Annotated in this window: 12 protein-coding genes and 4 pseudogenes; 6 read left to right on the top strand and 10 right to left on the bottom strand. The window is 35.7% G+C overall.

Annotated features, from left to right (window positions below; translation table 11 throughout):
• The first annotated feature begins 1,364 nt into the window (after positions 1–1,364).
• Complete coding sequence (locus JN080_RS21655) at positions 1,365–1,535, top strand: hypothetical protein (RefSeq protein ID WP_256238052.1); 171 nt, start codon at positions 1,365–1,367, stop codon at positions 1,533–1,535.
• A gap of 379 nt (positions 1,536–1,914) precedes the next feature.
• Here JN080_RS21655 and JN080_RS21650 read toward each other — a convergent pair whose 3' ends face one another.
• From JN080_RS21650 to JN080_RS21615, 9 genes and pseudogenes are all read right to left on the bottom strand, one after another.
• On the bottom strand, positions 1,915–2,427 hold the full coding sequence (locus tag JN080_RS21650; protein WP_256238051.1) for a hypothetical protein: 513 nt from the start codon (positions 2,425–2,427) through the stop codon (positions 1,915–1,917).
• Between the two features lie 741 nt (positions 2,428–3,168).
• Positions 3,169–3,279, bottom strand: coding sequence for a hypothetical protein (locus tag JN080_RS21645; protein ID WP_256238054.1), 111 nt, complete (start codon positions 3,277–3,279; stop codon positions 3,169–3,171).
• A 31-nt stretch (positions 3,280–3,310) separates the two neighbouring features.
• Positions 3,311–3,739: pseudogene (locus tag JN080_RS29980) on the bottom strand (ATP-binding protein).
• Between the two features lie 65 nt (positions 3,740–3,804).
• Complete coding sequence (locus tag JN080_RS29975) at positions 3,805–3,975, bottom strand: biotin carboxylase N-terminal domain-containing protein (RefSeq protein ID WP_375141727.1); 171 nt, start codon at positions 3,973–3,975, stop codon at positions 3,805–3,807.
• A gap of 319 nt (positions 3,976–4,294) precedes the next feature.
• Complete coding sequence (locus tag JN080_RS21635) at positions 4,295–5,017, bottom strand: FAD synthetase family protein (protein ID WP_256238050.1); 723 nt, start codon at positions 5,015–5,017, stop codon at positions 4,295–4,297.
• 21 nt (positions 5,018–5,038) lie between these two features.
• Positions 5,039–5,517: pseudogene (locus tag JN080_RS21630) on the bottom strand (hypothetical protein).
• A 189-nt stretch (positions 5,518–5,706) separates the two neighbouring features.
• A complete protein-coding gene (locus JN080_RS21625; protein ID WP_256238049.1) occupies positions 5,707–5,910 on the bottom strand; it encodes an aspartyl-phosphate phosphatase Spo0E family protein in 204 nt (67 codons plus the stop codon).
• Between the two features lie 174 nt (positions 5,911–6,084).
• Positions 6,085–6,363: pseudogene (locus tag JN080_RS21620) on the bottom strand (hypothetical protein); the annotation flags it as partial.
• Between the two features lie 52 nt (positions 6,364–6,415).
• Complete coding sequence (locus JN080_RS21615) at positions 6,416–6,889, bottom strand: flavin reductase family protein (RefSeq protein ID WP_256238048.1); 474 nt, start codon at positions 6,887–6,889, stop codon at positions 6,416–6,418.
• Positions 6,890–7,558: 669 nt separating this feature from the next.
• On the opposite strand from JN080_RS21615, the pseudogene JN080_RS21610 reads away from it, so the two are divergent.
• Positions 7,559–8,521 (top strand): annotated as a pseudogene (locus tag JN080_RS21610) (MFS transporter); the annotation flags it as partial.
• Positions 8,522–8,878: 357 nt separating this feature from the next.
• Here JN080_RS21610 and JN080_RS21605 read toward each other — a convergent pair.
• The gene (locus JN080_RS21605) at positions 8,879–10,684 is read right to left on the bottom strand and encodes a V4R domain-containing protein (RefSeq protein WP_256238047.1); all 1,806 of its coding nucleotides are present in this window, start codon (positions 10,682–10,684) and stop codon (positions 8,879–8,881) included.
• Between the two features lie 167 nt (positions 10,685–10,851).
• On the opposite strand from JN080_RS21605, the gene JN080_RS21600 reads away from it, so the two are divergent.
• The 4 genes from JN080_RS21600 to JN080_RS21585 all read left to right on the top strand — a co-directional run bounded on the left by JN080_RS21600 (position 10,852) and on the right by JN080_RS21585 (position 15,132).
• Complete coding sequence (locus JN080_RS21600; protein WP_256238046.1) at positions 10,852–11,748, top strand: alpha/beta fold hydrolase; 897 nt, start codon at positions 10,852–10,854, stop codon at positions 11,746–11,748.
• Between the two features lie 24 nt (positions 11,749–11,772).
• Positions 11,773–12,942 (top strand): acyl-CoA dehydrogenase family protein, encoded by a 1,170-nt coding sequence (locus JN080_RS21595; protein WP_256238045.1) that lies wholly within the window; start codon positions 11,773–11,775, stop codon positions 12,940–12,942.
• Positions 12,943–13,004: 62 nt separating this feature from the next.
• The gene (locus JN080_RS21590; protein WP_256238044.1) at positions 13,005–13,985 is read left to right on the top strand and encodes a VOC family protein; all 981 of its coding nucleotides are present in this window, start codon (positions 13,005–13,007) and stop codon (positions 13,983–13,985) included.
• A gap of 103 nt (positions 13,986–14,088) precedes the next feature.
• Positions 14,089–15,132, top strand: a complete 1,044-nt coding sequence (locus JN080_RS21585) for an AbrB family transcriptional regulator (RefSeq protein WP_256238053.1) — start codon at positions 14,089–14,091, stop codon at positions 15,130–15,132.
• The last annotated feature ends 623 nt before the right edge of the window (positions 15,133–15,755 follow it).

Genomic DNA, 15,755 nt, shown 5'->3' with positions numbered 1-15,755 from the left:
ATTGTTATTGTTGACGTTTTTGTTTGTTTAGTTTTCAAAGAACAATCCTTCTAGCCAATCAACTTGATTAGCGACAAAAAATATCTTACCACATCAATTCATTTATGTCAACTTCCACGAAACATCTTAATTAAAAGTATTCGTATTTAACGAAGCTGTTAACGAATCAGCTTTTTCATACTAACACCATTTATATTACAACACAATGTAAATTATCACCATTTTTACATTGGAATGAGCAAAGGAGAAAAGTAATTTCTTTGCATTTTTGCCTAGCAACGTCTTTCTCTCACAGAAAGAATCCCTCACTTCCATCGAAGCTAAGACGCAAACTTTCATGTTCTGTTGCAAAGAGGATTTCCTTTTCGAGGTTTGTATTGGTTGTGGAGGCTATCAAGTTTTAATCCAAGTTAAGAAATCGACTTTTTTTCAAATTAAACTACTAAGCTCTCTATCTTTTCCTCTACAGAACAAGTTGTAGATAGTTTAAACCGATAAGGACCCTTCGAACATCTTAGCATCCATCACAAAAAAATTACTTAAATCCCTTTTTCAAATATCCACCATCTCGAAATTTCTCTACTTATGATTGGTCCAATCTTGATGTTAGGGATATTAGGTCAAAAAAATAGATACAATCATATTTTGTGATTTGTTTATCTTCTCATTTTATCAGGGGCGATTGACGACAAGATTTTTAATCAAAAAATAGTAATATTACTTGATTGTCACTGTCTGCACTTAATTTAATCAAACGTTTGATTAACTAAAATTTAGCAATGTTCTGCTTAAAATGACACAATGTTGAAGAACTCTGGTTAGATGATTTTTAATTGTTTCTATTTTTTCTTCATATATATTACAAGCAATCACAATTATTTTAATTAAACGTATAAGGTACAAGCCCCCAAAACCCAAAATAATCCGCTGGCTTTTAGTTAAGGAATTTTTCGTTTCCCATTACAATAAATGTTTTTGTTAAGAAAAATGTAGAAACAACTTTTGACATCTTAAAACGATATAAAATTACGAGCCATAAAGAAAGTGTCCGAAGATGGCATCGAGAAGGTGTATTAAAAGGCATACCACCTGCTTCCCGAAGAGAAGGGTGGATAATTAGGAAAGATGATTTATACGCCTTTATTCAAACAAGGATCCCGGATGAAACCCAACTAAGTAATGCAACAAATATTGTGAAAGAAAAAAGGGAAATAAATATAGAATCCATTCGGGCAGCCATGTAGTAGGAAATCGTACGGAAAAATCTATTTGAAGGATTTATCGAAGTCAAAAAAACACAGCTGCATGAATGTATCAAACCTAAAGGATAATCCAAAGAATTTGAAACCTTTGTATGGAACGAAATGATAAAAAATAAAAGAGGGTATGCAACCACAAGAATACTTTATCTTTTAGAGGCCTATCTATTTGATTCCGAACGCATTTTGATGGAACCAAACTATGAAGGCATAGAGGAAAGAATCATCTCTTCGCTGATTGATTATTTACGTAAGAAACGGACGGGAACAAAATAGTAATACAATAATTATTGTTAATAAAAATACTTTTAAAAGATGTTATTAGGCTTTTTTAGCTGTATTTCGCAAAATTCCCTTAGAATTTTGTATACTTTCTCAAACAAAACTTTTTTTAGAGCATACTTTAATACGTGGGGATATTACTTAGTTCAAATACACGAAATTCTTGTACCGCTGCCCTTGCGGTCTTTTTTCTGATACATCAACGGCTCTCAATTTGTGTATGAACAGGAAAGGTTAAATAGATCTCCCCCTTTTTCCTTATTCACTCTCAAAATGACGTTTGCCTTCACAATAAGCACAGTTAATTCCTCACAACGTTCTACTCTACTAGGTATACATGCTATATTGCTTCTTTTATTTAAATTTTACATAATCAAGTTTTATCATATCCTTTTTTCCGTTGGACCCGAATAATCATAGGGCCTGTTTTTTTATCATTTTTAATGTTTTCCATGTACCTTACCAAATAACGTTCTGTAATTTGTTCGGGGACAAAACCTAAACGGGACCGAATGATATTTTCAACGATAAATGCCTTTTTAGTGAAGTACATGTAATCCCGGCCAGATTTCTTTTCAGCTTCTTTAAAATCATTGCTGCCATCTTCACCAGCCCGACGAAACACATGCATATGATGATACATGTCACTACGCTCTTTTCGTATCATTTTAAGTAAACATAGCAACTCAAAGGTGGAAAACGTCATGATTTCCGGTGTTGTCTTATCAATGTGAGCAGCCAAGGCACACTCGCGAAAACGGGCATCTAGGCGCTCACGATTCTCTTTAACGATCCTTGCATCAATATTCATACAACAAAAATCACAATAGTAATGTTGCTGATCTATTCTTTCGATGTTGCTGCCGCAATATGGACAAGTTTTCAATTTAGTTCCTCTCCTTTACATCATTTTTTAAGATTCTTAATACCATCAAAAGAAATTGCTCTAATCGCTTTCTAAACAAGTACGTCAAAAGAAAGATATGCTCCTACCTTTTATCTTTTTTTCTTTCGTTCGTAGGACATTTATTAATTTGTATATTTTACATCGTTAATCTATAAGGTACTAATTTCTTTAAAAATATTTCAATTTCCTTTTTTAGGGAAATAAAGCCCTCATGATGGATCCAAGCTTCTTCACTTCTCTGCTTGATCTTTCAAAGATTCTAGGTTGCACCCGCAATCATAAAACAGGCTCGATGCCTGCTTCCATCAAGAAAAAGCGGATGTTTTTTCCTCCATCCGTGAAGTGGCACCGGCTCGGATCGAGCCGGTCCTTTTTCTGTATCCTCTTAAGACGGATATAATCATCGTACTTTTTGTTGGTTTATACTGATCTTTCATCGCTTCAAAACATGGTAGAATATATATTTTTTTAGGCTTACAACCATAGGAGATGATATTCAAGGTCGTCTTGTAATCCTACCATTTCAATTGCTTTTATCTTCTTTATAAAAATCAGATAGTATAATAGTCATAGACAAATTCTCCCTTTCACCGGATGATGTTTCAGCCGGTGCTTTTTTGGTAATTTTATCTATTGCTGCTTCCCCTTAGTTTTCATTTGTCTTTGATTCTCCTAAAATATAATCGGCTGCTTTCTGTGCTTGTGCTGCTGCTTGCAAGACTAACCTGTTTCTTTCTTAAAAACTCTAACCCATGAATCAATATAGCTTGCACTATTCTCTAAAGTACTGTTATCAATTCCGGCCAATCCGTACAACATGGCTGCAGTCATTTCAGCCACTAGCTCCTCTCCTTGGAAATTTTTACTGCAGCTTCACAACTTCTATTACGTATGATAATGAGATAGATGGCGCAATTTCAACTACTTTTTGATGCCGACGTTGAATTGAACAATCTCGTTCATATAGATGTACTATATTTCCATGTTTATCACCGATGATTTGTACTTCATTATGCAATATGCTTTTCAACATATACTTAATCTGAACCAAAAGCTGCTTTCGCTTCAGATTTCGCCAGTTCATATGCTGATGCAATATCTTCTGCATTTTCTACCATACGCATTCCTCGTCCACCGCCACCTAGGCAGCTTTAATCATAATAGGATAACCATATGTATCCACAAACTGCTTTACTTCTTCTAATGATTTAACTGGCCCATCTATTCCTGGAATAGATGGAATATCTGCTTGGATAGCTTGTTCACGTGCCTTTACTTTATCGCCAAACATATCTAAATGACGCGATTCAGGCCCAATAAGGATGATCCCTTCTTGCTCGCAGCGCTTTTTAAACTCTAAGTTTTCCGATAAAAGCCATATCTAGGGTGTATTGCATCTGCTTCACAACTTTTTGCAATTGCAATGATTACCTCAATATCTAAATACGCATTTATTGGCTTTTTACCAGCACCAACTAAATACGATTCATCTGCTTTATAACGATGAATATGAACCACTGTCTTCACGTGAATAAAATGCTACTGTTGTAATATTCAGTCCTGTTAATGCACAGAATACTCAAATAGCATTTCTCTACGATTTGCTACTACTACTTTTATAGCGTTTCCATTTTATCAATCCAATCTGTTCTATATTCATTACCGAAAATAAAAAAGCAGAACCATTTTAGTAATGGTTCTGCCAAAATTATCTAATTTAAAGAGAGATAATGATTGGAGAAATGAACTACTATCAACGTAAAATCAAAGGCTAAATAATCAACTTGGTATTGTTTCGAATCGATCAACCCATTGTATCGTTAATAAATTCGGTAGTGTGGACATTTCATGATGAATCTGAATATATTTTTTTACACTTTACAGTCGCAACACACTCAATAAAAGAATGTCGATCTTCAATCAATACTTTATAACTACCTACATTCGGTAACGAATAATTCGGTAGTATACCATTCTTTTGACAATACTTAGTTTTATAAAAGTCTCCCAATAAATTCGGTAATTCACTAAGCTTTCGTTCTGTTAAGTACTTCCGAATCAAAGTCGAACTAATTTTTTGATTATTCCACTTTAGCTCCTCGACAACAGTTAGGCCTACTTGCTGTGTAGCCGCATAAACTGCCAGTGTTTTAACAGTACCACTTGCTTTTGCCCCATATGTGTAGTCGAAACCGCAAATAATTTCCTTAGCATTCAAACCTATAATATAATCATCTAAAAAATCGTTCGCTTCTACTTTAGCTAATTCCTTTGTAAATTCTACGATATAAAAAATATCCACTTCAAGCCTTTCTAACTTTTCAACTTTTTGTTTTAGTGGCTCTAGATATGAGATTTCCATTTCCGAAAATAACACACTTTTTGGATGCGGGAAAAAAGAGAGAACCGCTAGTGATAAATTTTGTGTTTTTGCTTTTTCTTTAGCTGTTTGAATTACATTTTGATGCCCTAAATGCATACCATCAAAATAACCAAGCGCCATTGCTACATTAGGAGATGATTGTCTAATCTCTTGTAAGTTATTAGCATTCACATAGATTACCTTCATTGCGATTCTCTCCTTTTTCTTTTACCTTGCTAAATTTTGTGCTACTTCATAAATTAAATCTTCTTGTCCACCAACAGCCTTCATTTGTCCGATTTTTATTAAAAGGTCACGTTCATCGACACCAAATTGTTTTGCAGCTTTTTGTGGATGTAGCAAGAAGCTTGAGTACACGCCAGCATAACCTAAAGTTAAGCTACTACTAGTTATTTCTTATGATTGTTGCATTATTGGTGCAATCACATCATTTGCTGTGTCCATTAATTTATATAAATATTTTCTAAATCCTGTTTTGTACCGATTCCAAGAATTAATAACATAGCTACTTCTGAAGTTGTACATTCTGATACAGCAACTTCAATAAGCTTTAATTCATCAGTTACTGACAAGCCGTATTGTAATGAAGAGCCACCTAAGCCATCTCCATGTGATACTTCAAAATAGCGAACACCCGCTGCATTTAAACCTTTTGCTGCTGCACGTACTTGTTCCTCTGTAAACATATGACGTACAGAGTGACTTCCATCGCGTAACTGTACAGTAACAATAAAGTCATTTAATTTCGAAGCGTCTAACTAGCATAAAACAGTTCTAAATTCATAGCAAACAAAAAATAAGTTGTTTAATTTCGATCGTAACATGAAGATTAAATTTCAAAACTAATGATATTAAAGTTATTTAAATGTTAATATTCAAACGGCTTTATTACCATTTAACAACATATTTCTATTTTCTTTATAAGAAGATTTTTGATGGATCGTAATGAGTTGGTCTAATTTCTGACTGCAATAAATGGTCTCACGGCTATTTAATCCAGTTATTTCAGCAATCTGAATCAATTCTTTTTTCAGTTGATTAATTCTGTATTCTATTTCATCTAACTCTATAAATATCATATAAATTCCCCTAATCACTCATCCATTTATCTTAAAATGTTTATTAAAAAAAATCCTTTCTTAGGTCGGCAGTGGTGAAGGGCTTATATTTTTTTAGTCTTTTCGCTTGCACATGAAATATTAAACAACTTTATTATCACTCAACAGTAAACGATACATCTAAAATATTTAATGTCATGAGATAACTTCCTTCACGCGCTGTAAATGACGCGCAATTTCATTGCCAACTTGCACTGCAGCTGCCGTCATAATATCTAAGTTACCAGCGTATGCCGGTAAATAGTCCGCTGCACCATTTTGTAAATTCATGATATGTGCGCGTGTACCAGGGCCAGCAGAAAGACTTGCGGTTGTTGCGACAATTTCAGCACATTCTACAGGCACAATACTATTTATTGCATGAATGATTGGAATCGTCGCCTGACCACCGCACGTAACCATATTCACATTTCTGCTCTAAGCAATGCTTCAGCCATTATTTGAATATTTATAGACAATTCTCCTTTTATGGCTTAACTGTTTCTACCTCAGTCAATTGACGATATTTACCACTGAAGAACAATAACGGATTTTTATCCTCAAGACGTAAATCTACTACTTTACCAATGAATAATGTATGGTCACCTTCTACATGTTCCGATACGACTTCACATGCGATTTGAGCGATAGCCCCTTTTAATACTGGTAGCTCAGCTAACGTTTCAAATTCTACTGCTTCACCAGGTTTCCCAGCGAAATGACGTGAATAATACTCTTGATCTTCCGCTAAAATATTTACTGTATATTTTTTAGACTGTGAAACTTTTTCTAAAAATTTTGCTTTATGTCCAATAGAAATTAAGACAAGTTTCGGATCCAATGATACTGACATGAAACCATTTGCTGTCATTCCATGTGTTTCTTCCTCGTATTCTGTTAAAAGAACTGTTACGCCTGTAGCAAACTTTCCCATTGTATCTCTAAATAAACGATCATCCATCCCAATTCCTCCATTCTTAACCGAATGATTTAATCATAAATGAGTCTATTTAAATTTATCACTGTATTTTTTATTGAAAATTCAGATAAAAACAATAAAATTTACACTAAACCAAATTTTTTTTTGTGAAAAATTTTTAGAAAAAATCAAATTTATCAATATATCCTAATGTTTAAAACTTCACTTTTTGGAATGGAAATTTAGTTTTTTCTTTTTTGTTCTCTTTCAAACCCAAATTAGTATCATTCTTTTTTTCTTGTAAATCTCTTTTTTTTAAATAGAATTCTTTTCATGGAAGATTCGTATTCAGAATTTTCCCATTATACACTTTTTAAAAAGTAAAAATAATGCTGAATGAATGCGTTTCTTGCAAAACAAATGGAGGTGTGAAATTATCCTAACAATTTTTTGAAAACGTTGACACTTGTCTTGGAGAAAAATGGAGTCGTGGAATTATCTCGAGAACTTTTGGAAAAATCTAACAATTGAATTGTGAAACAATGTGGATGGTGACAATACGGTAATACAAGGGGGATTTTATATGCGTTGGGTTGTATTAGGATTTCTATTCTTACTATCTGTTTTAAACTATACGGATAAATCAGTTTTAGGATTAGCCGCAGAACCAATCATGTCTAACTAAATTTATCTTACGATCAGTTTGGTTTAGTAGGAAGTAGCTTCTTCGCTGCATATGCTGTCGGAAGTATTATTTTAGGTACATTAACGTATCGCTTCAACACAAAATATTTATTAATGATGATTGCTACTGGATGGACAATTTCATTTGCAAGCGCTTATTTTGTGGAAACGTTAACACACTTAATTTTACTACGTGTTGTCTTAGGTTTCTTCGATGGTGGTACACTCGGTTTTTGCCTAGTACACCTTGCCCGATGGTTCACTAGTGCACAACGTGGTGTCGCTACAGCTATTATGACTTCTGGTACAACAGTTGGTACGTATTTAGCTGCATCACTTATAGTTATGGGTATTACAAACTTAGGTTGGCAGCATTCATTTGCATTGTTTGGGGTAGCAAGCTTTGCATGGGCACTCTTCTTCTTTATGAGAGACGAGCCGAAGCAACCACTGGTCGAAGACGTAAAATCTTTAGCTTCTAACAAGGAAGTACCGTTCAAGTATATTTTAAAAGTATTAATCAACCCGTTTGTATTATCTTTTTTTATTATAGGTTTCGTATCAATGTGGATTACAACTTGGGTTCTTACATTGGCACCAACTTACTTAACAAAAATCGTTGATCTTGAGCCACAAAGTATGAGCTTAATATTCGCTGGAATGGGTATTGCAGGTACAGTATTCGCAATTTGTGCAGGTAAATTTACAGACGTCTTATTCAAGAAAAATAAAAGCATTATCAAATCTTATGACCGTGTATTAGTTACAGTATTACTTGTTGGTTCGGCCTCTTACGCAATGACAACGATTGTATCTTCCCCAGTTTTAGCATGTTTTCTTAGGAGTAGGATTAGTAATGAACACAAGCTTATTACCGTTAAATACTGCGATCCCAAGGTTGATCATTCCGAAAAACTTAGTATCTATTTCAAGTATAGCTGGTATAATTGGTCCATGGATTACTGGTTACTTAATTACTCTTGCAAGTGATGACGTTCGTTCAACTCAGGGGTCTTAATTATAATTAGTTTATATGTTGTAACCGCAATGGTGTTATTAGCTACACGTAAATTAAAAATTACAGCAACTGAAAAAGAAGATGCAAGTCGTCGTACGGCCGAAGAAGAACAAATGAACTTAGATGTTGTTGTAGATTAATAAAAAAATTCAACATAGTTTATCCCATAAGAAAAAATGTATCCGACTGTAGACAAACTCAAAAAAGGAGTTTGTCCACAGTCTTTTTTGTTTAATAGTGATATTCACCAAGAAACCGTTGCCATTTCGGCGTACGCTTCAAACAATTAATAAAACATTTAAGTATTTCAATTAAATATAATTTGTTTTTTATCGTGCAAATTCCTCAAAGTTTAAGCTATCCGACAATATTAGCGCCTGAATAACTAATAAAGTATACGCTGCTGTTGATGCGTTTTTTAGTGAAATTTGTAGCTGTTCCTCAATTTGCTTTATACGATATTGGATACCGCCGATTGATAACGCCAACTCATCCATCGTTTCTTTTAAGCGCTGGCTATTTAATAAATAGACGTAAAGCGTGTGCAACAATTCTTTTTTACGTAGATCATTGAAATTGTATAAGTCTTTTAACGTCTTTTTCGCCATTTCATGCAGCTGCTCAATGCTCATGTTTTTTACGATATCGCCAAGCATTCCTAAATCTTCGTAATCTGTTAGTAGCTTTTGGTTTGGGAAGCGCTGTGCGATACGCGCCTCTTGTAGAGAACGATCGAAATCTTTAAAGTTGCTAAACGTTCCGCTAAGCCCGATTGAATATTTATAATTGCTATTTTGCTTCTCCATCTTTTGAAAAATTTTCGTGATTTTCTTTTGCCAACCTTGCTTATCGCTATTTAGTGAGTTAAGTAGAGCAATTTCTTCCCCTAGTATTGCAAAAATACAAGATAAATCCCACTCCCCTGCTAACTTAGACAGTTCTGTCAGCTGGTCATGTATGTCAATAATTTCGTGATTTTTCTTTTTCTTTTTCACACTAATAATACCTGTAGAAAACGGTGGCTGAAACTTAAACGGTAAAAATTTATAGTAAGATTCGATATCTTTAATATTTCGACTATGGATTAAGCGCTCTAATAGCGAGCTACGCATACGTTGTTGATCTTCAAACTGCGCCTCCTCGTATAAAATACATAACGCCACGACCGTCGAAATACGCTCTAAAAATAAGTGGTCGTTTTCATCCATATGCTTTTCATCAAAGTAAATAAACGAACATGTGGCATAACTTTTTTTATTAATAAGAACAGGTGACGTCAACTTCCGATGATTATCGCCTTTGTAATGCGATACGTTGTGCTTATCGACAAAATGCGATAATTTCGCCATATCTTTTTTTATTACTAGCTGCTTTTCTTCCGTTAAACCAATTTGACTTAACGGAGTGCCATGTTTATCCTCAATCAAAATCGGGATGTTTAACAGCTCATACGCTGCCTGCACAATTTCATCCATCGAATGCTTATCTGTTACTTTTTGTGTGAGTTGACCTTGAAATATCGAAATTTTTTCGAGCATTTGCTTATGATGCAAAAGTGCATCGTATGTCATTTCAAGCTCGGATAGAATGTTGTCGTTTTGATAAAGGTTAATAAGATCCTCCTTCTCTTTAAGCCAATCGCGCTCCAAACGCACTTTAAACTCGCAGCATGGATCACCTTTTGCGACGCACTTGTACTCAACGGCAATAATGGACTCGCCAAACTCATATGTCAATGCACCACTCGCGAAGCCACATAACATATGACAAACACATTCATTTGCTAATCCGTAATTTTTAAGATGTAATTCTGCTTCGAAAGATTCTACCCATTGTCCCCACGTATCAATACATTCAATCGTGCCGTCCGGATGGCGCACAATTTCCCCCATGAAAATAACATCTTTTACGTGACCTAATCGCGAATGCCTTTTACCGACAGGATTCATCGAGTTTTTATTTCGGAGCATATTTTTTGCTGATTCCATCCCAAACTCTTTACCAAATCGGAATAAAAAGCCTTTCGTTTTATGAGAGCCAATGTTGTTAAATAAATTGTTTTTTAATGTGTGGAAGGCATTTGCCGACATTAAAATATTTTTCGTTTCGTTAGAATCAAATGCAATTTCACTCACTAAAATCTCACCCCCATTGATTTTCTATTTCCCATATTACAAAAGCAAAATTCATTTTTCAATAAATTTTAATTATTTTTACTATTCATTCAATAAAAATCGCTATGACGTTTAAAAATTTTAACAGTTATACTCAAAACAGAAAATAACAACAAGGGGGCAAAACAATGACAATTTTTGAAGGATTTCATAATAGTTACGTATTAGCGAACGGTGTACGTACACATTATTCCTGGGCCGGAACAGAAGGACCAGCTGTAATTTTACTACATGGTGCAGGACCTGGAGCTTGCGGCGCAGCGGGTTGGCGTTTTATGTTACCTGCATTAGCAAAAGCTGGCTTCCGCGCATACGCAGTAGACCAACTATCAATGGGCTTCACAGATGCACGCCCTCACGCATGGCCAGTAAATGGTCATCAAAGCTTAGTGAACCATGTACATGATTTTATTGAAGCATTATGCCTAGATGAAGTATCACTTGTCGGCAACTCACAAGGTGCATACATTGCAGCTAAATATGCAATTGACCACCCTGAAAAAGTAAATAAGGTTGTTTACATCGGCAGTAATACAATTTATCAAGCGATGCAAGAAGTACCCGAAAGAAAGCTACGTTCATTCTTAGAAGTGATTGGTTACGACTATACAGAAGAATCGTTACGTAAATTTATGTATCGCAATTCAAGTGAAGACACAGTCATTCCTGAAGAACTAATTCAACTACGTCATCAAGCAGCAACTCGCCCAGGTGTAAGAGAATCAAATCTAGCGTTCGATGCTTACTTAGCAAAAATGAATGAAGAACCAATGCTTTGGGATCGTTACTGCATTAAAGATGCATTTCCAAAATTAAAAATCCCTGGCTTATTCATTTGGGGTAACCAAGATTCTGTTGCACCAGTTGAGACAGGTTATAAGCTTGAGAAATTATTACCGAACATTAAATTCGAATATATCGAAAACTGCGGTCACCAAGCACAAACTGACCAACCAGAAATCGTGAACAAACTTGTCATCGATTTTTTAGCAGTGGAAGAAGATCAAGCAGTTACAGCACAATAAACTATTTTTGGAAGGAATGATCAAATGGTAACAGTAGTTGAAAATAAAGCGACTTATGAAGAAATTATGCAAAAAGCAAAGCGTATCGGTGAAGCTGCAGAGTTAGAAGCAATCGAAGCAGATCTAAACTCGACAATTTCTCCACGCATCGCGGATATTATCCGTGAGGAGGGAATTCATCGTTTAATTTTACCGAAAGAGTTTGGCTATCCACAACTTGATTGGCGCACGTTCGTTGATATGGTAAGTACAGTTGGTTACCACAACTTATCTGCTTCGTGGTTAACATACTTCTTCTCAGTACACAACTCTTGGGTATGCTACTATCCAAGGCACATTCGCGATGAAGTCATTAACCAAGGTGGCTTTGTAGCTGATGTATTTGCACCAATCGGCAAAGTAGAACCAGTTGAAGACGGCTATATCGTTTCAGGTAAGTACAACTTTGTAAGCGGCATCAATTACTGCGATTGGGTTGGGGTTGGCGCAATTATGAAATTCGAAGACAACGACGAACCTGAGCGTGTAGGTATTTTATTAAAAGTATCTGACTTAGAAGTTGTGAAAACTTGGGATTCGCTTGGTCTTCGTGGATCAGGTAGTAATACATTAATCGTGGATAAAGTTTTCGTTAAGCCTGATGCAATTTTACGCTTTAGCAAAATTATCGAAAAGAGCCAACCACCGTATGAAGAGTTCGATCAAGGCTACTTATACTACAACACACCATTCTACCCTGGCTTCTATGTAGGGTTCGCAGCGATGGCTGTTGGTGGTGCAAAGCGTGTACTTGACGAATTCGAAAAGCATACAGCAGGTCGCGTACGCTTCTCTGGCATAAACGAAAAAGATTCTCCTACGAGCCAACGCGTGCTTTCGGAGTTAAAGCTTGAAATGCTTTCTGCTAAAAGTTTATTAAATGAATACATCGCAATGATGGAAACAGATAAAGGTGGCCCATACGAAGGGGCAAAATATAAAGCAATCCGTGCAAAGATTATCGATAAGTGTACACAAATCGGCGTAAAATCACTACTTACTTTAGGTGGACACGCATTATTAAAAGGTCACCCAGTAGAGCTATTCACTCGTGACTTAATGGCAATCGCAACACACATTACTTCTTTATATGAAGACGGCATTTTAGGTTACGGTAGACATTTGTTCGGAGTTAATACAAACATTCAAGGGTAATAGTAGTATTCAAAAAAATGTGATTTATAAAAAAAAAACATCTATTTATGAGGTGAAAATAAATGAAAAAATTCCTTTACGCACCGGAAATTGCAAAATTAGGACACGTAGCTTTAGTGTCAGCAGATCTTGAAAAATCTTTATGGTTCTTCCGCGACACAATCGGCTTAGAAGAAACAGAGGTAGTAGATGGCGTACACTACTTACGAGCTTGGGGCGACTTCGAACACCATACATTATCAATTACAGCTGGTGAGACTTCTTACATCGATCACATCGGCTGGCGTACAAAACGTCGCGAGGACATTGCCACTTTTGCAAAATTATTAGAAGATGCTGGTACAGAAGTACGTTGGAAAGAAGCAGGCGAAGAAGTAGCGCAAGGTGAAGCAATCTGCTTCGAATTACCAAGCGGTCACCATTTCGAACTTTACTACGATATGGAAAAAACACCTGCTGATGTATCTCGTAAATCAGTACTTAAAAACCAAACTTATAAATCTTGGGCGAAAGGTGTATCTCCACGCCGTATCGATCATGTAAACTTACAAACTTCTCACGACAACACAGAGATCGTAAAATTTTTACAAGAAGCATTAGGCTTTAAGCTACGAGAATATTTTGTAAATCCAGACGATGTCCAAGTAGCAAGCTGGTTATCAGTAACAAACTTAGTACATGACGTAGCAATCATGTCTACATCACGTTCAAAAGAGCCAAACGAAATGCACCATATCGCATACTGGTTAGATAATGCACAAGACCTACTTCGTGCTGCTGACATTTTATGCGAAGCAGATGTACAATTCGTTGGTCCTGGTAAACATGGTATTTCTCAAGCAATGTACATTTACGTAAAAGACCCAGGAAGCGGCTTACGTCTTGAAATCTTTACAAACGGCTACTTAATCTTCGAGCCAGACTGGGAACCAGTGAAATGGACTTATGAAGAATATTTGAAAAATGGTTCCGCATATTGGGGTGATCGTCGCCGCGATGACGTAGAGCGTGAAGCCCAAGTAAAAGAATTAGCGAGATCATAATAACTAAACCACCAGTATTCATGACAATGAACGCTGGTGGTTTCTTAAGTAATAAATGTAAATTGGAATATTATTATAGGAAGGGGTGTTACTGTTGAAGGCGATGTTAAAGGTATTAGTTTTATCTTTAATTGGCGGTTATATTTTTAGCTTGCTGCACATCCCTATTCCATGGATGCTCGGCCCAATTGTTGTCGTCATGTTAGCCCAATTTGTTTATAAAGGACCACTCAAATGGTCCGGCAAAATGTGTGATTTAGGTGTTGTCATGGTTGGTACCGTAATAGGTGTAAAATTTAACATCGATTTATTCGGCATGATGGGCTCTATTTTATTTTACATGATAACGCTAAACGTTATTTTAATCGGTGGATCAATTGGCATCGCCTACTTAACGAGTAAATGGGCAAAGGTCCCAATGAAAGCTGCTGTACTAGGTGCTATCCCAGGCGGTTTAGGTCAAATCGTTGTATTTGCTGAAGAAGAACAAGTTGAAGAAATTGGCGTTATTTCTTATTTTCAAGTAATTCGGCTGTTACTAGTCGTTGTATTCGTACCGTTTATCGTCGCTGGACAAGTAATAAGTAAGCAGCAGCCAACAGACGCGAAGCTAACGATTAATTTAGTATTATTAATTGCACTTGCATGGGTATGCTCACATTTAATGCAACGCATCCATTTGCCTGTCGCATTTTTCATCACACCCATTATTTTGGTAATTACGTTGCAACTCACAACACCAATCACAATGCCACAAGTACCAGGCATTTTCATGAACGTCGCACAGCTACTAATCGGCGCCCATATTGGCCTAATGCTCAAGCCACATATGATTAAGCTTCCAGTACGTGTACTTTTAGGCGGCATTTTCAGCGCATTTGCACTGATTGCCCTAACATTCGGTTCAAGCTTTCTAATGTCGTTTGCATTGGACACAACATTCGCTACAAGTTTTCTAAGCACAGCCCCAGGTGGCTTAGATCAAATGGTATTATTAGCTGATGCAGTTAAAGCAGAAATCTCGCTTGTTTCGATGTTCCAAACGTTCAGGCTACTGTTCATCTTTATTTTAATTTTGCCTTTGATGAAATTGTTTTACCGTTCGGGAGAAAAAAAGAGATTGTCTAAAATCAAGCAAGCAGTGTAGTAAAGTTTTAATATATAAAAGCTTATTTTGGAAAACTTTTACTCGAGAATCTATAACTAAGGCGAAAACGCTCTGATGATTGAATTTATGTCAGTGGGGCGTTTTTTTGATTGATATTAATATTGTAGAAACTCAGTATTTTCTGTATCTAATGAAGAGGCTGAGAATAATCGAAATAGACACCTATCCGTAATCTTGAAATTCGCATACTGAGTTAGCAATTCTTGCTTTTCTTTGTTCAATGAATGAAATCCAATATTCCTAATAAATTGCGCTATCTGTGTTCTAGAAACTTTTTATTGAATATTATTGCCTAATATTTATTATGAGATATTTGGTTAATGAAAATGGTGTTCTTAAAAGTGGCTTGAAATCCTGCGAATAAGCGAGCATTTACGAGTAAATCGAATCTATCTGAGGGAGTTTAAGTACATATCTTCACAATTTCGCCTGAATTTTAACATAAATATCCAGATTTCTTTAAAGTTGCTGTTCAATTATGATCCCAAAATTGAAAATGAGCGCTTATCCTTGTTGCTACTGTTAAGCGCCCTTTTATGGAATAACTAGAATATGATTTCAATCTTTAATTATTTCTTCTTTAATTAACGCAACCGTTCAAG

Source organism: Bacillus sp. EB600, assembly GCF_024494385.1.
In the GTDB taxonomy this organism is placed as follows: Bacteria; Bacillota; Bacilli; order Bacillales; family Cytobacillaceae; genus JAEVLT01.
This window is presented reverse-complemented; position numbering and strand designations above follow the sequence as displayed.